The organism is Bacillus mojavensis, from assembly GCF_012648005.1.
Classification (GTDB): Bacteria; Bacillota; Bacilli; order Bacillales; family Bacillaceae; genus Bacillus; species Bacillus mojavensis.
In genome coordinates this window covers 1,089,897-1,111,508 of the sequence record NZ_CP051464.1, presented here as the reverse complement: position 1 = coordinate 1,111,508, position 21,612 = coordinate 1,089,897, and the positions used below count along the sequence as shown (strand labels likewise).

At 44.8% G+C, this 21,612-nt stretch carries 21 protein-coding genes; 5 read left to right on the top strand and 16 right to left on the bottom strand.

The features are described 5' to 3' along the window. Positions 1–96: 96 nt before the first annotated feature. On the bottom strand, positions 97–1,089 hold the full coding sequence (locus HC660_RS05710) for an NADPH:quinone oxidoreductase family protein (RefSeq protein ID WP_168747346.1): 993 nt from the start codon (positions 1,087–1,089) through the stop codon (positions 97–99). A gap of 71 nt (positions 1,090–1,160) precedes the next feature. Beyond that, a complete protein-coding gene (locus HC660_RS05705) occupies positions 1,161–1,610 on the bottom strand; it encodes a GNAT family N-acetyltransferase (protein ID WP_168747345.1) in 450 nt (149 codons plus the stop codon). Positions 1,611–2,052: 442 nt separating this feature from the next. Between HC660_RS05705 and aprE the strand changes: the two genes are divergently transcribed. Continuing rightward, a complete protein-coding gene (gene aprE / locus HC660_RS05700; RefSeq protein ID WP_168747344.1) occupies positions 2,053–3,198 on the top strand; it encodes a subtilisin AprE in 1,146 nt (381 codons plus the stop codon). Positions 3,199–3,240: 42 nt separating this feature from the next. Here the strand turns inward: aprE and HC660_RS05695 are convergent, their stop codons facing one another. Then, a complete protein-coding gene (locus HC660_RS05695; protein ID WP_168747343.1) occupies positions 3,241–4,530 on the bottom strand; it encodes a M48 family metallopeptidase in 1,290 nt (429 codons plus the stop codon). Between the two features lie 142 nt (positions 4,531–4,672). Between HC660_RS05695 and HC660_RS05690 the strand changes: the two genes are divergently transcribed. Then, positions 4,673–5,068, top strand: a complete 396-nt coding sequence (locus tag HC660_RS05690; protein ID WP_168747342.1) for a YhfM domain-containing protein — start codon at positions 4,673–4,675, stop codon at positions 5,066–5,068. A 39-nt stretch (positions 5,069–5,107) separates the two neighbouring features. Here HC660_RS05690 and HC660_RS05685 read toward each other — a convergent pair whose 3' ends face one another. The 4 genes from HC660_RS05685 to HC660_RS05670 form a co-directional block, all read right to left on the bottom strand. Further along, positions 5,108–6,649: a long-chain-fatty-acid--CoA ligase LcfB gene (locus HC660_RS05685; protein WP_168747341.1), complete on the bottom strand. Its 1,542-nt coding sequence runs from the start codon at positions 6,647–6,649 to the stop codon at positions 5,108–5,110. A 117-nt stretch (positions 6,650–6,766) separates the two neighbouring features. After that, positions 6,767–7,411 carry an SDR family oxidoreductase gene (locus HC660_RS05680; RefSeq protein WP_168747340.1) on the bottom strand — a complete coding sequence of 215 codons (645 nt, stop codon included), beginning with the start codon at positions 7,409–7,411 and terminating at the stop codon, positions 6,767–6,769. A gap of 63 nt (positions 7,412–7,474) precedes the next feature. Continuing rightward, the gene (lplA, locus tag HC660_RS05675; protein ID WP_168747339.1) at positions 7,475–8,470 is read right to left on the bottom strand and encodes a lipoate--protein ligase; all 996 of its coding nucleotides are present in this window, start codon (positions 8,468–8,470) and stop codon (positions 7,475–7,477) included. Between the two features lie 12 nt (positions 8,471–8,482). Further along, positions 8,483–9,217 carry an MBL fold metallo-hydrolase gene (locus tag HC660_RS05670; RefSeq protein ID WP_010333619.1) on the bottom strand — a complete coding sequence of 245 codons (735 nt, stop codon included), beginning with the start codon at positions 9,215–9,217 and terminating at the stop codon, positions 8,483–8,485. A gap of 158 nt (positions 9,218–9,375) precedes the next feature. Between HC660_RS05670 and yhfH the strand changes: the two genes are divergently transcribed. Next, complete coding sequence (gene yhfH / locus HC660_RS05665; RefSeq protein ID WP_010333618.1) at positions 9,376–9,510, top strand: protein YhfH; 135 nt, start codon at positions 9,376–9,378, stop codon at positions 9,508–9,510. A 272-nt stretch (positions 9,511–9,782) separates the two neighbouring features. Beyond that, complete coding sequence (gene gltT, locus HC660_RS05660; RefSeq protein WP_010333617.1) at positions 9,783–11,072, top strand: glutamate/proton symporter GltT; 1,290 nt, start codon at positions 9,783–9,785, stop codon at positions 11,070–11,072. 43 nt (positions 11,073–11,115) lie between these two features. Here the strand turns inward: gltT and HC660_RS05655 are convergent, their stop codons facing one another. The 4 genes from HC660_RS05655 to HC660_RS05640 form a co-directional block, all read right to left on the bottom strand. Further along, positions 11,116–11,523, bottom strand: a complete 408-nt coding sequence (locus HC660_RS05655) for an ASCH domain-containing protein (RefSeq protein WP_101863797.1) — start codon at positions 11,521–11,523, stop codon at positions 11,116–11,118. Between the two features lie 14 nt (positions 11,524–11,537). Beyond that, positions 11,538–12,578 (bottom strand): M42 family metallopeptidase, encoded by a 1,041-nt coding sequence (locus HC660_RS05650; RefSeq protein ID WP_010333615.1) that lies wholly within the window; start codon positions 12,576–12,578, stop codon positions 11,538–11,540. Between the two features lie 133 nt (positions 12,579–12,711). Then, positions 12,712–12,894 (bottom strand): hypothetical protein, encoded by a 183-nt coding sequence (locus HC660_RS21005; RefSeq protein WP_244956487.1) that lies wholly within the window; start codon positions 12,892–12,894, stop codon positions 12,712–12,714. Between the two features lie 97 nt (positions 12,895–12,991). Continuing rightward, a complete protein-coding gene (locus HC660_RS05640; protein ID WP_168747337.1) occupies positions 12,992–13,768 on the bottom strand; it encodes a YhfC family intramembrane metalloprotease in 777 nt (258 codons plus the stop codon). Between the two features lie 119 nt (positions 13,769–13,887). Between HC660_RS05640 and fabHB the strand changes: the two genes are divergently transcribed. Then, on the top strand, positions 13,888–14,868 hold the full coding sequence (gene fabHB, locus HC660_RS05635) for a beta-ketoacyl-ACP synthase III FabHB (protein WP_168747336.1): 981 nt from the start codon (positions 13,888–13,890) through the stop codon (positions 14,866–14,868). A gap of 38 nt (positions 14,869–14,906) precedes the next feature. Here the strand turns inward: fabHB and HC660_RS05630 are convergent, their stop codons facing one another. The 5 genes from HC660_RS05630 to hemE form a co-directional block, all read right to left on the bottom strand. Further along, a complete protein-coding gene (locus HC660_RS05630) occupies positions 14,907–17,234 on the bottom strand; it encodes a YhgE/Pip domain-containing protein (protein WP_168747335.1) in 2,328 nt (775 codons plus the stop codon). A gap of 70 nt (positions 17,235–17,304) precedes the next feature. Beyond that, entirely contained in the window at positions 17,305–17,880 is a 576-nt protein-coding gene (locus HC660_RS05625; RefSeq protein WP_168747334.1) for a TetR/AcrR family transcriptional regulator, read from the bottom strand. Positions 17,881–18,026: 146 nt separating this feature from the next. Further along, positions 18,027–19,439, bottom strand: coding sequence for a protoporphyrinogen oxidase (hemY, locus tag HC660_RS05620; RefSeq protein WP_168747333.1), 1,413 nt, complete (start codon positions 19,437–19,439; stop codon positions 18,027–18,029). Between the two features lie 14 nt (positions 19,440–19,453). Beyond that, positions 19,454–20,386: a ferrochelatase gene (gene hemH / locus HC660_RS05615; RefSeq protein WP_010333609.1), complete on the bottom strand. Its 933-nt coding sequence runs from the start codon at positions 20,384–20,386 to the stop codon at positions 19,454–19,456. 74 nt (positions 20,387–20,460) lie between these two features. Then, entirely contained in the window at positions 20,461–21,522 is a 1,062-nt protein-coding gene (hemE, locus tag HC660_RS05610; RefSeq protein ID WP_010333608.1) for a uroporphyrinogen decarboxylase, read from the bottom strand. Between the last annotated feature and the right edge of the window lie 90 nt (positions 21,523–21,612).

The following is a 21,612-nucleotide window of genomic DNA, read 5'->3' as shown; positions in this document are numbered from 1 at the left end:
ACAGAAGCTTTGCCTTGAATGAATCTGCATATTCTAGACAAACAAAAAAGCTTGCAGAAATAGCATCTTTTTTTCTGCAAGCCGAAACTTCTTATTTTACAGTTTTACAAGGACCCTTCCTTGAATGTGATTTTGCAAAATATCGTTTAACGCATCAGGTGCTTCTGTTAAAGAGACTTCCTTGTCTACGATGGTCAGCAGCTGATCAGGCTTGAGATCAGAAGACATGCGCTCCCAAACAGCGGCTCTGACATCCATCGGACAGTACACTGAATCGATTCCCAGCAGACTGACTCCGCGAAGAATAAACGGATACACCGTTGCAGGAACCTCTCCCCCGCCCGTTAAACCGCTGACTGCGACAGATCCGCCGTATTGAATTTTGCTTAAAAGCGAGGCAAGCTGCTTCCCTCCGACAGGATCAACGGCTCCTTGCCATTGCTGCTTGGACAGCGCCTTACGTTTTCCATCATAGACATCTTCCCTGCTGATCACTTCATCAGCACCGAGCCGCTTCAAATAGTCAGCCGCCTCCCGGTTTCCTGTGCTTGCGACCACATTGTAGCCGCGTTTGCTGAGCATCGATATTGCAATTCCGCCGACACCGCCGGTTGCTCCGGTGACAAGCACGCTCCCTTTTTCAGGAGAGAGTCCGTTCTGTTCAAGACGATGGACAGATAACGCCGCTGTAAACCCCGCCGTTCCGTACGCCATCGCTTCCTGCAGCGAAAGGTTCTTTGGCAAAGGCACCAGCCAGTCGCCAGGCACTGAAACATATTCGCTTAATCCGCCATGGCGTGAGACACCAAGCTCATAGCTTGTCGCAATGACTTCATCTCCTTCGGCAAAACGCGGATCATTTGAAGAGACAACCGTACCTGCGGCATCAATGCCTAAAATAAGCGGATATTCTCTAACAATATTCCCGCCTGCTTTTCCGGCCAAGCCGTCTTTGTAGTTGATGCCAGAATATGCTGTTTTAATCAGCACGCCGTCTTTCGGCAAATCCTCTGTTGATATGGTTTTGACATTGACTGAAACATCATCTGCATTTTTTTCTGCCAGCAATGCTTGAAATAACGTTGACATTCGGCACACTCCTTTTCATCTTTATCGTAACCGAACATCAGCCAAAAAACCAAATCATGAGGCCTCTATTTTCACTTCTCCGGCACATTAAGGCTGTAATGCACAAATGCCGACTCCTCTTCATAGCCGTTTTGCTCATATAAACTTCTTGCCGTCCGGTTGTGATGTTCCGTCTGCAGCTTTACACATTTCGCTCCGTTTTCCGAGGCATAATTCTTTGCAGCGGAAAGCAGCCGCCGGCCAACTCCCTTTTTTCGTACAGAAGGAGCGACAAATAAATCATTTAATATGTAGATTCTTTTCATAGCCACGGAAGAAAAGGCTGGGTAAAGCTGTGTAAAACCTATGAATTCCCCATTTTCTTCCGCGATAAAAATAGCAGACTCTTTATTTTCCAGGCGTGCTTTCAAAAAAGCCTCTGCTCCTTCCAGATCAGACGCCTGCTTATAAAATTCCCGGTACTGATTAAAAAGCGGCGCAACGGCTGCCGCATCTGCTGTTTCAGCTTGTCGAATGTTCATCCCTTTTCCTTCTCTCTATATGTTGTTAAGAATTTCATTTTATATTTAATAGAATTTTCTGTAAACCACATTGTTCAGAATACTTTTTTCAGCATGCATGGAAAAAATATCACGATAATATCCATTGATCTCAAAGAAAAACATGCAGGTCATTGGAACTGATTTATTCGACAGGGTTCTTTCTGGTCGTGGGAGGATTTAACCTGAAAAAACATGAAATTTCAACATAATGATTATTTACTCATGTCTATTTTCGTTCTTTTCTGTATGTATACAGTTATTTCGAGCCACTATAAAAATAGCGAGAGATGATATACCTAAATAGAAATAAAACAATCTCAAAAAAATGGGTCTACTAAAATATTATCCAATCTATTACAATAAATTCACAGAATAGTCTATCAATAGGCTGCTCTGAAATTGTAAAAGGAGAGGGTAAAGAGTGAGAAGCAAAAAATTGTGGATCAGCTTGTTGTTTGCGTTCACGCTAATCTTCACGATGGCATTCAGCAACATGTCTGCACAGGCTGCCGGAAAAAACAGTGAAGAAAAGAAGTACATTGTCGGATTTAAACAGACAATGGGGGCTATGAGCACCGCCAAGAAAAAAGATGTTATTTCTGAAAAAGGCGGGAAAGTTCAAAAGCAATTTAAGTATGTAAATGCAGCCGCGGCAACATTGGATGAAAAAGCTGTAAAAGAACTGAAAAAAGATCCGAGTGTTGCTTATGTGGAAGAAGATCATGTTGCACATGAATATGCGCAATCTGTTCCTTACGGCATTTCTCAAATTAAAGCGCCGGCTCTTCACTCTCAAGGCTACACAGGCTCTAATGTAAAAGTAGCTGTCATCGACAGCGGAATTGACTCTTCTCATCCTGACTTAAACGTTCGAGGCGGAGCAAGCTTCGTACCTTCTGAAACAAACCCATACCAAGACGGCAGTTCTCACGGCACACATGTAGCCGGTACTGTTGCCGCTCTTAATAACACAATTGGTGTTCTGGGCGTAGCGCCTAGCGCATCGTTATATGCAGTAAAAGTGCTTGATTCTACAGGAAGCGGCCAATACAGCTGGATTATTAACGGCATTGAATGGGCGATTTCTAACAACATGGATGTCATCAACATGAGCCTTGGCGGACCTACTGGGTCTACAGCGTTGAAAACAGTAGTCGATAAAGCGGTTGCAAGCGGTATCGTCGTTGTTGCCGCAGCCGGAAACGAAGGAAGTTCAGGCAGCACAAGCACAGTCGGCTATCCTGCAAAATATCCTTCTACTATTGCGGTAGGCGCAGTAAACAGCAGCAACCAAAGAGCTTCATTCTCAAGCGCAGGTTCTGAACTTGATGTGATGGCTCCTGGCGTATCCATCCAAAGCACACTGCCTGGAGGCACTTACGGAGCTTACAACGGAACGTCAATGGCGACTCCTCACGTTGCCGGAGCAGCAGCGTTAATTCTTTCTAAGCACCCGACTTGGACAAACGCGCAAGTCCGTGATCGTTTAGAAAACACTGCAACATACCTTGGAAGCTCTTTCTACTATGGAAAAGGGTTAATCAACGTACAAGCAGCTGCACAATAAGATAAAAAAGAAGCAGGCCACTCCATACCTGCTTCTTTTTTATTAATCGGCCCCCTGTTCTGAGGCCGGGTGTTCTGACGTATTTTCATCGGTTTCCGCATGTTGAATCCGCTCCATGATCGAAGGGTGGCTCCCTCTGAAAAGTTTCACGAGAAAAGGCGGATCAACCTGGCTCAGCCCCGTAACAGCCAAATCCTGAAACGTTCTGACTGCGGCTTCGCTGTCCCCTGTCAGCTCAATTCCATATTGGTCTGCCTTATTCTCCTGATAACGGGAAACGGCATTAGAAAAAGGCGTAACGGCAAAACTCAAAACAGACACGATAAGCAATAACAGCGGCAATGCCGCAAGATCATGCCGGCCCTCTACATGAAACAGATTTCGTGCAAAGCGTACCCCCCGCTTGTAAAGCTTATCAACCATATAAAATCCCGCTAGCGACACGATTAAATAGCCGGCCAATCCGATATACACGTGCTTCATGACATAATGGCCCATTTCGTGCCCCATAATAAAGAGAATTTCCGAATCGTCGAGTTTATTCAGCGTTGTATCCCACAGAACAATCCGCTTATTGGCCCCAATTCCTGTCACATAGGCATTAAGCGCGTTTGTTTTTTCTGACATATTCACTTCATACACATGATCAGCCGGGATATCGGCTTCATCTGCCAGTGCTAAGATTTTGCTTTCCAGCTCTTTGTTTTTCAATGGATAAAAATCGTTGTATAAAGGATCAATAATCACCGGCTGAATAAAAAACAGAAACAGCGAAAACGGCACTGTTAACAGCCAGGCGTAAAACCACCATTTTTTTTCATGCTTTTTGATCAGCCAATAAAACACGAGAACGCAGAGCGTAAAGATCGGAAAACTGATCCAAAAGTCTATGACCTGATCCTTAGCCCAGCTAGAGGCTGTCTGCGTCGAAATATGGTAATCAAGCGATACCTGATAGCCTATCCAATCTAAAGGCAGCGTCACTAACGTTGTGATCAGCGAAAGCACAAACACAAAACCAATCATCTGCAAAAAACGAAAGGGCACGGCCGCTTCCATCCATTTCTTGATTTTCTTTGAAACACCGCTGACCAACAATACAAAAAACAGAAACCAATCAAGAGGAATACTGATAAAAAATAAAAAGTTCTTCACGTCAGAATACTGTTCGGCGACAGCCAATTGAGACGGCTTCATGAAAGAAGACGGGTCAGCCTGTGTTCCTTTCACGGCCTCCGGCACAGCGGAATCGCCGGACATAAAGAAATACCAATAGAAAAAAATTCCATACAGCACATATGCAAGCCCTGCACCCGCAATCCACTTGCGCATAACGCCTCACTCCTCACATCTAGACCCATTACTTCTATTGTAATCATAAATCCAATTTCTTAGAACCAAGCTGTGATTTCGGACTTTTCCGCATGGAATCACCCCCTGCTGGAGAAACTAGCAAATGTTTGGAGTGATGCAGATGAAAAAATTAGTAGCAGCTATCGTGGTTATCGGTCTTGTGTTTATTGCATTTTTCTACCTTTACAGCCGGTCAGGCGATGTGTATCAATCAGTTGATGCGGAATTGATCACCCTGTCTTCAGACGGGCGGGAAAAGATTGAAATCGAAAAAAGACAGCACGTCAAAGATATGCTGGACATTATGAATCAGGGAAAACAGCTGAAAACTGAGAAAACATCAGCTCCTGATTATGAAGGCACGGTAAAATTTCATAAAGACAGATTTGACTCATTCAGATTATGGATTGACGACAGCCAGCAGGCCATTTTTTTAAAAGACGGCACGTATTACAAATTAACGCGAAACGATACCAAAGCGCTGCAAAACATCATTAAAAAAGAAGCAAAGGATTAAAAATGAAAAAGCGAAGCCCGCTGCTTCGCTTTTCTCACATTAATGAGGCAACATATCTTTCAGCGCCCGTCTGAGCATTTTGCCTGTCGCATTTTTCGGAATGTCATCAAGAAAGATGATCGCGGCAGGCCGTTTGTATTTTGCCAGATGCTTTTCGCAATGCGCCATCATTTCTGCTTCTGAGACACCAGACCGTTTCGGTACGACATATCCCTTTACCGCTTCGCCGCTTTCAGCATCAGGCACGCCGATGACAACAGCCTCCTTTACGTCCGGGTGGCTGTACAGCACCTCCTCCACTTCACGTGGATACACATTGTACCCGCCTACAATAATCATGTCTTTTTTCCGGTCAACAATGTAAAAATAACCATCCTCATCCCGCCTTGCCAGATCTCCCGTATAGAGCCACCCGTCCTTTAAGGCGTGCTTCGTTTCCATCGGCATATTATAATAGCCCTTCATCACATTGGGCCCTTTTACGATCAATTCGCCCACCTGGTGATCAGGGACTTCACGTCCGAGCGGATCGACGACCTTGTTTTCGACGTGCAAAATACTTGTCCCGATGGAGCCTGGTTTTCTCCCTCTGTCAAACGGGTTAAAGCATGTGACCGGCGATGCTTCTGAAAGCCCGTAGCCCTCCAAAATGGTTACGCCGAATTTCTCTTCAAATGCTGTAAGCAGCGCGACCGGCATAGCTGCGCCACCCGAGATGCACAGCCGAATAGAAGAAAAATCATCTGCCTTGCCTTCTTCATACTGGAATAAATAATTATACATCGTAGGCACGCCGGCAAAAATGGTTGCCTGCTGCTGCTTTACAAGCTTAAAGACAGATGCAGGGCTGAACTGCGGTTCAATCAGCACGCATGCGCCGCTCATCAGCGGAGCATTCATGCAGACAGTTAAGCAAAAAACATGAAACATCGGGAGAGCGCAGACTACATTGTCTCTCTCATCCATTCCCAAATACCCGGCGACATCGTTTGCATTGCTGAACAAATTCTGGTGGGTCAGCATCGCGCCTTTCGGTTTTCCCGTTGTTCCTGATGTATATAAAATAACCGCTGTATCATCAGGTACAAGCTCTGGATGGCGTGCAGCACCGTGTGTCGGTTGCAACAATTTTGTAAACGTTGTCATTTTCATTCTGACCTCGGGATCTGAAGCTTCCGGCTCATTTTCTCCCGTCCGGCATAAAATGACGAGTTCGACCTTTGGCAAAGATTCATGCATGCTTTCATAAATCGGCAAAAGCTGATCTACTCCTACGATTGCTTTGACATCACCATTTGTCAGCATATAGCCGATTTCTGTCGGCGTGTACGTCGGATTGATCGGCACCACCACAATACCGGCCTTTAATGCGCCGAAAAATGCGATGACAAAATCAGGCGAATTGCCAAGCAGCAAAGCAAGATGGTCCCCTTTTTCCATACCCGCTTCCTGAAGGCCATCCGCAAAACGCTGAATATTGTCATTCAGTTCCTTGTAAGTAATCACTTGATCCCTAAACCTGCATGCGATGCTGTCCGGCTTCTCAGATGCTGTCTCTTCTAATTTCGAAACCAGATTCATTCTCCCACCCCTTAAAGTGAATGAGTAGTCATTCATTATTGAAGATAAGCTTTCCTCTTCATTATAGAGAAACACAAAAAAACACTCAAGAGCAAAAAGCCCCGAGTGTCAGTACTGTTATAGATTCTTCAAAGCTTCGGCAATCGGTGTATCTCCTTCAGTCAGATCAAAAGCCCGATTTTCCGTGTTGGTCTCATCTAAAGAGGCAATGACTGCAGCCGCAACATCTTCTCGTGATATATAACCCCGCTCTAGATCTGGAGCTGCGGAAACCGTTCCTGTTCCCGGTTCATTGCGAAGGCCTCCCGGACGAATAATCGTATAGGCTAAGCCGCTGGATTCCAGAATTTTATCAGCATAATGCTTGGCCACGTAATAAGGTTTAAGTGCCTCATTCCAATTTTCACGGCGGTGGGCCTGCAGGGCGCTGACCATAATAAAACGTTTGATTCCCGCGATTTCCGCAGCCTCTATTGCTTTTGCCGCTCCGTCAAGATCCACCAGCAGCGTTTTATCATAGCCTGTGCTGCCCCCGGAACCCGCCGTAAAAATAATCGCATCACAGCCTTTTGCCGCGGCTGCGATTTCTTCCGGGCTTCCTTCTAGATTTGCTAGCACAGCTTCCGCGCCGGTCGCTTCCAAAGATGCTTTCTGTTCTTCTTTTCTGACCATCGCTCTGACGGAATGATCAGCATTCTCTTTGAATAAAGAAACAAGTCTTTGTCCGATTTGTCCGTTCGCTCCGATTAAAAACACTTTCATGTGAATCCCTCCTGCCTCCATTATTTCAAAACACAAATTTCCTTTCAAACAATGTGTTTCACATTAATAAATCAGATCAAGAAAATCTTCTTTCGTAATGTTCCCAAAATAATGCTTCAGATTCACATCAGCCAGGGCATCAGCAATCACACTGCGCTCATATTGCTTTCCAATCAGCAGGTTTTCGATTTCCGATACATCGCCCACACCGAAGAAATCACCGAAAATTTTGCAGTCTTCAATTTTCCCTTTTTTTACTTCCAAACGCAAATCTATGGACCCGATCGGATAACGCTTCGAATGGTTCAGGTTAAATTTGGGTGAGCGGCCGTAGTTCCAGTCCCAATTTTGATAGCGTTCTTCCGAGATTTTGCGAATGACTTCCCAATCTTTTTCAGTCAGCTTATACTCCGGCACATCTTGAATGTGATTAGTGTTGAAAATATGTCTGAGCAAATGACTGCGGAATTCGTCGGTCGTCATTTTATCATCAAGAAACTCACTGATGTTTGCCACACGGCTTCTGATTGATTTGATGCCCTTTGATTCAATTTTATCCTTTTTGACTTTTAAAGCGGACACAACATGATCAATGGCTGAATCAAACATGAGGGTGCCGTGGCTGAAGATGCGGCCTCTTGTGGCAAATTGGGCGTTCCCTGATATTTTGCGTCCATTTACCACAATATCATTCCGGCCGCTTAATTCCGCTTCCACTCCAAGCTGATGTAACGCTTGAATCACCGGCTCAGTGAATTTTTTGAAGTTATGAAAGCTGTCACCGTCATCCTTCGTGATAAAGCTGAAATTCAAATTCCCTAAATCATGATACACAGCCCCGCCGCCTGATAAACGGCGGACGACGATAATTCCATTTTCCTCTACATACTTTGTATTGATTTCTTCTATTGTATTTTGGTTTTTTCCGATGATGATAGACGGCTGATTCACGTAAAAAAGCAAATACGGCTGTTCAGGGTCTAAATATTTCAGGCAATACTCCTCGATGGCCAGATTGATCCGCGGATCATTGATATGTTGATTGTCAATAAATAACATGGTGCTCCTCCTTTATCCTTCCCACACAAAACCAGATTTCGCAATGTTCACTTCCCCGTTAAAAACGGTCTTGGCTTCTTTGCGAAGATTGTCATGCACGCCGAAATGAGGCAAATGGGTCAACAGCAGCTCGCCGGCTCCCGCTTCTTCTGCAATTCGCCCTGCTTCCAAGCTGTTCATATGGCCTGCGCTTGTCCCGTCTTGATCAGCATAAAAATTGCATTCTGAGATCAATAAATCAGCATTTGCCGCAAACGGAATAAATGAATCCTGATAGCTGGAATCAGCAGTATACACAACAGTATGGCTGCCGTCAGTAATCCGCATCGCATAACAAGTCACCGGGTGAACCGTTTTTAAAAAGGTAATCGTAAACGGACCGACAGTCAGCGGCTGATCAGGCTGATAGGCAATCCCTTGCGTATGCGTTTTATATGTAAGCTTTTGAAACTGTTCTATATCAGCATCATGTCCGTAAATCGGAAGCGTGTGCTCTCCTTTGCCGAGGAACGATCCGACTTGCTTGGCAAATTGCAGCGGCCCAATGTCGGCAATATGGTCATGGTGATAATGAGACAGAACCACAGCATTCAGCTTTTCCGCCGGGACATATCCAAACAGCTTAGATAACACGGCACTTCCGCAATCCACAAGCAATGAATAATCCCCCGATTGAAACAAGTAGCCCGACGTCGCTTCATTTGCGGCCGGAAAACCGCCGTAGCATCCGATAACTGTAACTTTCATAATGTCCTCCTTCTTTTTAAAAGAAAATTGATCCTCCTTCAATATACCCATTTTTCTAAAAAAAAGCATGTTTTAAACATTGTATCAAAACAGATATTGAATTTTACTTTCTGTTATATTACAATGAAGACATTACAAAGGGGAAAGAGGGATTGGTTATGCTAGGGAAAATTACTGAATTTTTTAGAAACCTGCCTTCGAAAAAGTGCACGGAATGCGGAAAAAAGATAGATGAGCAGCATGAGTGCTATGGAAATATTTGCAATGACTGTATAAAAGTAAGCGATATGTAAAGAGGCGAAAATCTCACGCATATAGTGTGAGATTTTCTTCATTCTTCTAACTTCTCTTTATATTGAAATAATAGTTAGGGTTGGGTCAAAGCTCACCTGTTTTTAGATAATTCTGGTGATTCTCTTTCTGTTTTTGAATATTCTATATTTTCGAAATATAATTTACTATAGACGAACCTATTTCTTATCTATTATAATTTGATCTAATAGTGAGATTAAATATATGTCTATTCATGATATATGTTGATACTTTGTTTTTTGGGAGGTAATCTATGAAAAGAATTAGGTTTGGATTAGCCACGCAAATATTCGTTGGACTTATTCTAGGTGTTATTGTTGGCGTTATTTGGTACGGCAACCCAGCACTGCCTACTTATCTGCAGCCAATCGGGGATCTCTTTTTACGCTTAATCAAAATGATAGTGATTCCTATTGTTGTCTCCAGTTTAATCATCGGTGTAGCCGGAGCCGGAAATGGAAAGCAAGTTGGTAAATTAGGCTTCAGAACAATTCTGTACTTTGAGATTATTACGACCTTTGCCATCATTCTCGGACTAGCCCTTGCAAACATCTTCCACCCGGGTACAGGAGTTAATATACACGAAGCTCAAAAAACAGACATCAGTCAATATGTTGAAACAGAAAAAGAACAAAGCAATAAATCAGTGGCAGAAACATTCCTGCACATTGTGCCGACAAACTTCTTCCAATCCTTGGTCGAAGGGGATCTTCTTGCCATCATCTTCTTTACCGTACTATTTGCGTTGGGAATTTCCGCAATCGGTGAAAGAGGCAAGCCAGTATTAGCCTTTTTTGAAGGCGTTTCCCATTCGATGTTCCATGTGGTAAATCTTGTGATGAAAGTAGCGCCGTTCGGGGTTTTCGCTCTAATCGGAGTTACTGTCTCTAAATTCGGACTCGGTTCTCTTCTATCTCTCGGAAAGCTTGTCGGATTGGTATATGTCGCGCTTGCTTTCTTCTTAATCGTCGTTTTTGGGATTGTCGGAAAAATTGCCGGCATCAGCATCTTCAAATTCCTAGCTTATATGAAGGACGAAATTTTATTGGCGTTCAGTACGTCCAGCTCTGAAACCGTTCTTCCGCGCATCATGGAAAAAATGGAGAAAATCGGCTGTCCGAAAGGTATTGTATCTTTCGTTATCCCGATTGGATATACGTTTAACTTAGACGGCTCCGTTCTCTATCAGTCTATTGCCGCGCTGTTTCTGGCACAGGTATACGGCATTGATTTAACGATTTGGCACCAAATTACGCTTGTATTAGTTTTGATGGTGACATCTAAAGGAATGGCTGCCGTTCCGGGAACTTCTTTTGTCGTCTTACTTGCAACACTGGGCACGATCGGTGTTCCGGCAGAAGGACTTGCCTTTATTGCCGGTGTAGACCGCATTATGGACATGGCACGTACAGTTGTAAACCTGACTGGTAACGCACTTGCTGCCGTTGTCATGTCTAAATGGGAAGGCATGTTTAATCCTGCAAAAGCAGAAGCTGTCATGACCCAATCTAAAGCAGATCAAAACGCAACCATTTCCGGTTAATCAAAAAAGCCTGCGGGGTTCTTATCGCCCCACAGGCTTTTTTTTAATCTTGAACTAGCTCAAACAGTTCTGTAATCAAAACAGTGTCCTCATTCAGCTCCATTTCGCCGTTTTTGATCAGCTCCGCCCATGCTCTCCGATGGTCCTCCTGAAATTCATCAATTCGGTCTCCGTTGCCCTCGCCTTTGACTAACCTCATATCAGGCGCTCCAAAGGTCGTTTCAAACACATCTGTCACTTTTATATTGCATCTCGGATGATCATGTTTATCATAAACGGTTACAAGCTGTCCCGCTGTTTGATATACATCACTCAGTTCATCTTTTGAATATAATGATTTCGGCGCGCAGGTGGCCGTTTTTTCTCCAGCAAGGATTTGCTGGATCAGCTGTTCTCCAAGACCTTCATCGCCTTCCCAGCCGAAAGTGCTTTTCAGTTCATAGATTTTCATTTATTTTCTCCCTCTTATACCATCGGTGATTGCACATAATAATATAGAAGCTTCGCTGTATGGCGGAGGGAAGACTTATGCGTGCGCTCAAAAGCGTGCGAAGCGTCAATTCCCGGCCCGATCAGGCCGTGCACGATATCGTGACCTGATTTGATCGCTGCTGAGGCGTCCGACCCGTAATATGGATAAATATCAAGCTTATAGTCAATATGATGCTTTTCAGCTAAATCGACCAAATGCTTTCTCAGCTGATAATGATACGGACCGCTCGAATCCTTCACGCAAATCGAAACCGAATATTCGTCTGTCGCCTGCCCGTCACCGATAGCGCCCATATCCACCGCCAAGTATTCAACAGTTTCAGCAGGAATATTGGAGTTTCCGCCGTATCCGATTTCTTCATTATTAGAAATCAGAAAATGAGTCGTATACGGCAGTTCAATGTCTTCTGTTTGAATTTGATGAATTAAGCGAAGCAACAAGGCTACGCTTGCTTTGTCATCTAAATGGCGTGATTTAATGAATCCGCTTGATGTGATCTCGACACGGGGATCAAATGAAACAAAATCCCCTACGCCAATGCCAAGCTCTTCCGTATCCTTACGGCAGTGTACAGGCTCATCCAGGCGAATTTCCATGTTCTCTTGATTGCGCTCCGCTTTTCCCGCGTCTTTGTACACGTGAACAGACGTTTGGTGCATTAAAATGGTCCCCGTATACGTTTTACCCGAGGCCGTTTCAATTTGGCAATACTCCCCTTCAATCGAGTTGTAGCGGAAACCGCCGATCAAATCAATTTTCAGCCGGCCGTCTGCCTTAATTTCTTTCACCATTGCGCCCAAGGTGTCAACGTGCGCCGTCAGCATTCTGTGTCGGGATGTGTCGCGGCCCGGAAGTGTGGCAATCAAACCACCTTTATGGTTCAGAACCGTTTCGACCTTCCATTCTTTTAAAAGGTGTTCAACGTATTTGATCACCTCATATGTATTCCCTGTCGGACTTGGAATAGACACAAGTTCTTTAATCAGCTCCATCGTTTTCCGAACGGACGTCATCGGACATTCCTCCTTTTATTTTCTATTTAAAATATACTCTTTTCCTGATAGACCCGTCCAATCTTTTCCTATCAACCTTTCATATGCTGTAGTAAGCATGGGAAGAGGAGGGATATCTATGTGCTGTCGTCATTCACATGAACAGAAATGTCATTGTCGCCATTGGTTCGATGATTTTTGGTTCTTTGACGAGTGGTTCGATAAAGATTTCCACGACCATTGCAAGAAAGAGAAAGAATGCCATGACCCTTGCGAGAAAAAGAAGAAAAAGAAAAGAAATTGCTCTTGCAAAAAACGCTGCCACTCTTGCTGTCATTGCTAAGGACTGAATCAGAAATATTCTGATACCCCATGCCTAAACGAATATTTCATTCATATTTTTCCAAGCGGGCTGTTACTGCTGCTTGGATTTTTTATTGAAACAGCCTTTTTGCCTTTACAATCCAAACCACTGATGCCGCGGCTATCACAGCCACGATGAGTTCAACAGCCGCCGCATGTTCTATCACTCCTTTTTGGTATAAAACCGCCGGTACATTAAAGAGCCCGTGTAAGAGTATCGAATACAGCAAAAACAGCGGCCGGCGGCTTTTAACCGCATACAGCACAAATAATGACAGACCGATTTGAACAGAGATGGCGCTAATTCTTTCCATTCCGCCGAGCAGCCATTCATACGAAGGTGTATTCAGCAGCTGCGCCTGAATCGGCATAAGCGCCTGCTTCACATCCTGATGAATCAAAAGCTGTTCAAAAGTGCCGCTATTGATCGCAAAAGCGTACACGATAAGCGTAATGCTGGACAAGCCGGTTATTAGGATCGCCTCCAGACCGCCGTGGCCCGCTCCGAAGGCCAGACCGTCCGACCAGGAAAGACGGCGCTTCATAAAGAAACGCATCATGATATACCTTCCGCATTCCTCAAAAATCCCGGCCATCAAGCATCCGTAAAGGGCATACCACACTGGATGCTTCATCACTTCTTTTGTCGTTTCATTCATTTGCAGCACATAAACATGAACGCCGCCCTCCAATAGCTGAGCAAAGACAAAAAACGTAAGAGCGCCAATAAAAAACACCTTAAGCGACGCATGATACTTTCGCCTAAACCACATCATCAGTCCGATCGGCAACAAAAACGCAATAACCCCGGAAATAATCATAGAGGCTATCGCTCCTTGACTGACCATTTTTTTCCTCCTTTTCTGGTTTTCTACTGACAGTTTCTCTTTTTTTATCAAAAATCCTCTTTTTAGTACCAGATACTAATATCTAGTGTTATAATCTGATAATAAAAGGAGTTGTTATGATGTCAAAAGCAAACATTACAGCAATCGGAACCTATGCGCCGACCCGGCGTTTAACCAATGCGGATCTGGAAAAAATCGTAGATACGTCTGATGAATGGATTGTTCAGCGCACAGGAATGAGAGAACGGCGGATTGCCGATGAGCAGCAGTTCACTTCAGACTTATGCATTGAAGCAGTGAAAGATCTCGAGAGCCGTTACGACGGAACACTTGAAGATGTGGATATGATTCTCGTCGCCACAACAACAGCAGATTATGCCTTTCCGAGTACAGCTTGCCGGGTGCAGGAATATTTCGGCTGGGAGAACACCGGCGCGTTAGATATCAATGCGACATGCGCAGGACTGACATACGGTCTCCATGTGGCAAACGGATTGATTACATCCGGGCTTCATCAAAAAATTCTCGTCATCGCCGGAGAAACTTTGTCAAAAGTGACTGATTATACAGATCGAACGACATGCGTTCTGTTCGGCGATGCTGCGGGCGCACTATTGGTTGAACGAACTGAAGAGGCACCGGGATTCCTCGCCTCCGTCCAAGGAACATATGGAAAAGGTGCAGATATTTTGTATCGGGCAGGACTGCGGAGCGAACTCAATGGCATGCCGCTTGCGGATTCAGGGAAAATGGTCCAAAACGGACGCGAAGTGTACAAGTGGGCCGCCAGAACCGTTCCCCGTGAATTTGAACATCTTTTACACAAAGCAGGGCTCAGCCGTGTTGATCTTGATTGGTTTGTTCCCCACAGCGCCAACTTGCGCATGATCGAATCGATTTGTGAAAAAACACCGTTTCCGATTGAACAAACACTCACCAGTGTCGAATACTACGGAAATACATCCTCAGTCTCTATTGTTTTGGCCCTTGATCTGGCAGTGAAAGCCGGGAAGCTGAAAAAAGACCAAACCCTGATGCTTTTCGGATTTGGCGGAGGATTAACGTATACCGGACTTCTGGTCAAATGGGATGTTAAATAAAAAAAGACCTTGTTTCCTGAGAAACAAGGTCTTTTTCATTAGGAAGCCGGCTGTTCTTCTGAAGTGTCTTCCTTCCGGCTTAAGATCGTAAAGTAGGTAATGCTCAGCGCGATCATGACAAGAGCAATGCCGATTAAGACACCGGCCATCTGCCACATGTAGCCGAAATCTCCGTTTGAAATCACTGCTCTGAACCCGTTTATGCTGTAGGTCATCGGCAGCGCGCCATGGATCACCTGATAGAAATGCGGAAGCAATTCTAACGGGAAGGTTCCTCCGCTGGCCCCGAGCTGCAGCACTAAGATAATGACTGCAATAAACCGTCCCGGATTGCCCATCGTCGTGGCCAAAAATTGAATCATTGCAAGGAAAGCGAGACTTGTAATGATCGTAAACACGTAAAATCTCCATGTGCTCTCCACCTCGAGACCGATTCCGAGAAGAAGAACTGTCGCCACAATAAGCGATTGAATGATTCCCACCAGCATCATGACATTAAATTTACTGAAGAACCACTCAAATCCATTTCTCGGACGGCCTGATGCTTCTTTCAGCGGGAATACAACCGTCAGCATAATGCCGCCGACATACAAGCCCATTGATAGGATATAAGGCGTCAGTCCTGTTCCGTAGTTAGGGACGGAATGTATGGCGTCGTCATTGGTTTTCACCGGATCTGCAAACATACCGTATGTTTCATCATCAGCGCTGATATCCCCTGTTTGATCAGCCGCATCATTCAGCTTATTAGACAGCTGTCCTGTGCCGTCCAGAAGCTTGCCTAAACCTGTATCAAGCGATTCAGATCCCTCAGCGAGTTTTGATGATCCATTTTGAATTTGTTTAGAACCGTCTAACAGTTTCAGTAAGCCGCCTGACACTTGGCTGCCGCCTGTCACCAATTGTTCTGAGCCTGCTTTTGCTTTACCAAACTGTTTATTGTATTCTCCAATACCGGCTGTCAGTTTATTTTGGCTATCTGTGATCTGCTGTGAACCGTTGTATATCTTCTCGGTTCCTTCAGTTAATTTGTCAATTGCATCTTGCGTCGCTTTTGCACCGTTAAAAAGCTTAGATGTAGCTTCCGGCATTGCTTTCAGCTGTGCCGCCTGCTCTTTTACATCTTCCAGAGAGGCTTTAATCGTTGAAATGTCAGGAAGCTGATCCACTGAAGGGAGCCTGCTTATGATTTGGTCAAAATCAGGCGCATCCACTTGTGGTAGCTTCTTCTCAACAGAATGAATCAGCTGGCTTTTTTGTTCCGCTGTTAAGAACTCGCTTGAATTGATCAGATTTTTAAATGCCTGATCACGGTTTTTTAAGCTGTTTTCAAACTCTGTCAGCTGCTTTTTAAATTCGTTCATCGCAGTTTCAGATTTTTCAAGGTTGCTGACAGCTGTTTCAAGCTGTGTCAAATCGACTGCGTTTATGACCTTCTCTGCTTTTTCTACTTTCTGAGAAGCCTCTGCGGCCTTTGTATTAAGCTGATCCAGCCCGTTTGTAATCTTTGGAAATCCCTGCTGCAATGTCTGCTGGCCGGCAAGAAGTTCATTCAGCTTGCCTGTCAGCTCACTTGATCCCGCGGCAATTTTTCCTGAATTTTCATAAATGGTATTGCTGCTGTCCTGGAATTTGCCGAGCGAGCTGTCAAGCGATTGAATGCCGCTTGTTACTTTAGCTGCTCCTTCTGCCAGCTGCGCCGTTTTGTCACTGATTGTCGCAGTGCTTTCTGTCAGCTTCTCCAGATTTTCTTTCAGCTGGGCGCTTCCGTTTTTCGCATCCTTTGTGCCGTCATCAATTTTTTTCGCTCCGCTGCTCGCGTCGCTGAGACCTTTGGCAATATCTTTAAAGTTATCAAAAATCACTTTTGTATATTGCTCGGTCACTTCTTTAGAAACAGAAGCTTTCAGTTTATCAATCGCTTTTTCGCCGATCGTTGCCCCTACATAGTTTGAACCGGCATTCGTATGGTATTTCAAATCCAGTTTTTTCGGATTTTTGTCCATTACAGTGCTGGCGTTTTTAGAGAAGTCTTCTGGAATCTCGACTACTAGATAGTATTTTTGATTTAATAAGTCCTTTAATGATTGGTCGAGATCATTGGAAAAATGCCAGTCAAAGCTTTTATTATCCTTTAATTCTTTTACCAGATCATCACCGATTTGAAGCTTTTCTCCCTCATATGTCGTTCCTTTGTCCTGGTTAACGACAACGACAGGCAGCTGGTCAACTGTGCCGTACGGGTCCCAATAAGCCTTTAAGAAAACACCGCTGTAAATAAGCGGGACAAACAAAATGGCGATGATGGGAATCAATAATTTTTTACTCGTTACGATGTCTTTCCATTGACTTCGTATTGTGTTCATCCTGATGCCTCCATTCTAAAACTGACTCATCATGAAAAATGGTCATTTTCTTGTAAAGAGAAAGGATTATCTAGTTGGCTGACAATCCTTTGACAACATACAACTCAAGCAGTTCCGCAATCGTTTCTTTATCAAGCGGAGGATGCTGTTTTTCCCAATCAAAAATGAGCGCGATATAAAGCTTCAACATGACAAAAGCCGTCAGCTCAGGATCACATGGCTTGATATCTCCGTTTTCGACACCCTCTTCTATCTTATTTTTAATATAAGAAAGAATGGAACGCTCCATTTTCTGAATCACGTCCTGAACTGCCATTGTACCAATCTCAGCATTTTCTTGAAAAATTTTAATCGTCAGCTGATGTGTTTTCCTGAATTCCAGAATGGCAAACAACGCCCTGTGGACATTTTCATGGAACGGGAGATCAGGCTCCATCGCTTCGTCGGCTTTTTGCTTCATTTCTCTCAATAACGTAGAGAAAATATCGTCAAACAGCTCTTCTTTATTTTTGAAAAACGTATAGATGGTTCCTTTTCCCACGTTCGCAAGCTTCGCCACCAAATCCATTGTCGTCGCTTTATAGCCAAACTGTGTGAAAGACTTTGTGGCAGCCTCCAAAATGAGCTTTCTTCGATCTATTGACATTTATATCACCTCAAAACTGACCATTTGAACATTTTAGTCAATAAGTACATATGCAAATGTATCATACCATGCTGAACAATTCAAACATTTTTTACACAATATTGCCATCACCTAGACACAAAAAACCTCCGTACCGGTACGGAGGTTTAGTCGAATAAATATTTCAGCGTATCTGACACAGCTGCTTTTCCTTGATCGATACAGTCCGGAATTCCAACACCCTCGAAAGATGCACCAGTCATGTACACACCAGGATAGGAGGAAGCCAGCGCTTCTCGGAGCTCATTGATACGCCGTTTATGGCCGACATGGTATTGAGGCATGCTTTCATGCCAGCGTGTGACACATGTCATTTCCGGCTCGCCGTTGATTTTCATTACTTTCTTTAAGTCTTCCAGCACAATGTTGATAATGTCGTTATCTGAGAGGTCGACGATGGATTCGTCTCCGGCCTTTCCGACATATGCCCGAAGCAGTGTTTTGCCTTCCGGCGCTGCGTGCGGCCATTTTTTGTTCGTCCACGTACAAGCTGTGATCGCGAAATCACTGTTCCTTGAAATGACAAAGCCCGTGCCCTCATGCTCCATCTGGACGGTACCTTCCGGAAAGCCTAAGGCGACATTCGCCACAGATGTGGAATGCATGTTTTTCAGGTTTGCAACAGCCGGCAAATCGGAAAGCATTCCCGCGGCAGCTTTATGCGGTGCTGTTACAATCACTGATTCGGCATCAAGGGATACGCCGTTATCAAGATCAAGCGAATAGCCCGTGCCCTCTCGGCTAATGTTGGTAACCTTTGTGCCTTTGTATACCTTTGTCAGCTTTAGTTGATTTTCGATCTCTTCGACAAGCGTCTGCAGGCCTGTTGTCAGCGTCTGAAACTGCCCTTGTTTTTTGGCTGTCAGCTGCTGGCCGGAGCCTTGAGGTCTTGTTTTTTTCATCCCCAGGATCAGGCTTCTGTGCTTTTGTTCCGTCTGATAGAATTGCGGGAATGTTGACATCAGGCTGAGTTTGTCGATATCACCTGCATAGATGCCTGATAAAAGCGGCTCGATTAAATTCTCGACAACTTCATCCCCGACACGTCTGCGGAAAAATTCACCCAGTGACTGATCCTCTTTTGATTTACTTGCGGGCAGGATGAAATCCATTGCAGCTCTCGCCTTCCCTGACAGAGAAAACAGCCCCGTTGACACGAACGGCGCGATTTTGGTTGGTATTCCCATTACAGCTCCCTTCGGCATCGGATGCAAAGTGCGGTTGACAAGCACGTAGGATTGTCCAGTCGCATTGTTCACAAGCAGATGGTCAAGACCTAAGTCTTTGACAAGCTGCGGAGCGCTTTTTTTTCGTTCCAGGAATGAGTCAGGCCCTCTTTCGATGATATAGCCTTCCTTCTTGACTGTCTGGATTTTTCCGCCTACTCTCGGGCTTGCCTCAATAAGCGTCAGCTCAAGCGGCAAATTTTTGTCTCTAATTTCTTTTTCCATGTAGAAGGCGGCGGCTAAACCGGTAATGCCGCCGCCGATGATGACTACATGCTTTTTGCCGTCACTCATGTTCATCGCCTTCTTTAACGTCCTAATTTTTTCAAAACGACTGTTGCTAAAGCATCAATAAATGCCGGTTTAGCGTTCGGCATTTCCGGCCGGTAATAGCTGGCGCCGATATCGTCAGTCACCACTTTGCACTCATAATCGTTGTCATAAAGCACTTCTAAATGGTCCGCGACAAATCCGACAGGCACATATACGAATGCTTGATAGCCTTTTTGTTCAAATAAATCACGTGTCAGATCTTGCACGTCAGGTCCAAGCCACGGATCAGGCGTGTTGCCTTCACTTTGCCAGCCGACAGCGTATTCAGATACGCCTGCTCCTTCAGCGATCAACTTCGCGGATTCATGAAGCTGATCCGGGTACGGGTCTCCGTACTCTTTAATTTTTTCCGGGAGGCTGTGCGCGGAAACAATGAGCATCGCGTTTTCTCTTTCTTCCTTCGGCATTGACGCATACGTGTCCTTCACTTGGTCAACCCAATATTTCACAAACTTCGGCTCATCGTACCAGCTTTCGACAGACGTAATTGTTAACCCGCCGAGTTTTTCAGCCTCTTCTTTCGCACGTTTGTTGTAGGACTGCACGCTGAATGTGGAGAAGTGCGGTGCCAATACAAGGCTGACTGCCTCTGTAATGCCGTCCTTATGCATCTCTGCCACAGCGTCTTCAATAAACGGCTCGATATGCTTCAGCCCGATATACGCTTTAAACGTAATCTCATCCTGAATCTCGTTTAAGTGCTGTTCAAGTTTATAAGCCTGTTCCTCTGTGATTTTGGCAAGCGGCGAAATGCCCCCGATTGCTTCATATCTGTCTTTCAGATCCTGAAGCATTTCAGGCTCAGGCTTTCTGCCTCTTCTAATATGTGTATAATAACGCTCTATATCTTCTTCTTTGTAAGGCGTGCCGTACGCCATAATGAGAAGCCCCATTTTCTTTTTACCCACTGTTTACACCCTCTTTAGATGATCTATCACAAAACAATTTTGACAGGCTTTTATCCTGATACCAAAAAATATGCTCAGGAGTATAGGCCTATTTTCTTTGATTGAGAATATTCATGTACAAATGCAGTCAGCTTTTTCAGCACTTCCGGACTGACATCAGGAAATACGCCGTGCCCGAGGTTAAAAATGAAGCTATCCGATTGTAAGCCTTGATCAAGAATTTCTTTCGTTCTCTTCTCGATCACTTCCCACGGAGCAAGCAAAATGGACGGGTCCAGGTTGCCTTGCACTGTTTTGGTGATGCCTTTTGATCTGGCTTCATCAATGCTCAGTCTCCAATCGAGCCCGACAACATCGAGAGGCAGGTCATGCCAATCCGTTGCTAAATGGCTGGCACCTACACCAAACATGATAAGCGGCACATTTTCGGACGCCAGCTCAGAAAAAATCCGGTTCATCACTGGTTTGATGTACGTTCTGTAATCCGCTTGATTCAGCGCGCCAACCCATGAATCAAAGATTTGAATGGCTTTTGCGCCCGCCTTTATTTGCGCTTTCGCATACACGATAATCATGTCGGCAAGCTTTGTCATCAGCAGGTTCCAGGCATCCGGCATGCTGTACATAAAGGCTTTTGTTTTATTGTAGTTTTTCGAAGGCCCGCCTTCGATCATATAGCTGGCAAGCGTAAAAGGCGCACCAGAGAAACCGATTAGCGGGACGTCAAGCTGTTCATTGACAAGCAGTTTGATCGTTTCGAGCACGTACGGCACGTCCTGTTCCGGCTCAAGCTTTCCGAGCTTTTCAATGTCCTGCAGAGAACGAATAGGCTGATCAATCACCGGCCCGATTCCATTTTTAATTTCAACATCCACACCGATCGACGGAAGCGGCGTCATAATATCTTTATAAAGGATTGCAGCATCGACTCCGTATTGCTCGACCGGAAGCCTTGTGACGTACGCACACAATTCGGGCTGATGTGTAATTTCGAACAATCCGTATTTTTCCTTCAGCTTACGGTACTCCGGCTGTGAGCGCCCGGCTTGTCTCATGTACCAAACAGGCGTGTGATCCGCTTTTTCTCCCCGCGCAGCTTTTAAAAACGTCTCGTTAAACGTTTCTCGTTTCCTCATTTGATTTCCACCTTTCATACTGCAACCATACGTTCGTGTTCCTTGACCATTACACTATACCTCGTTTTGGGCAAATGGTATAGAAATCCG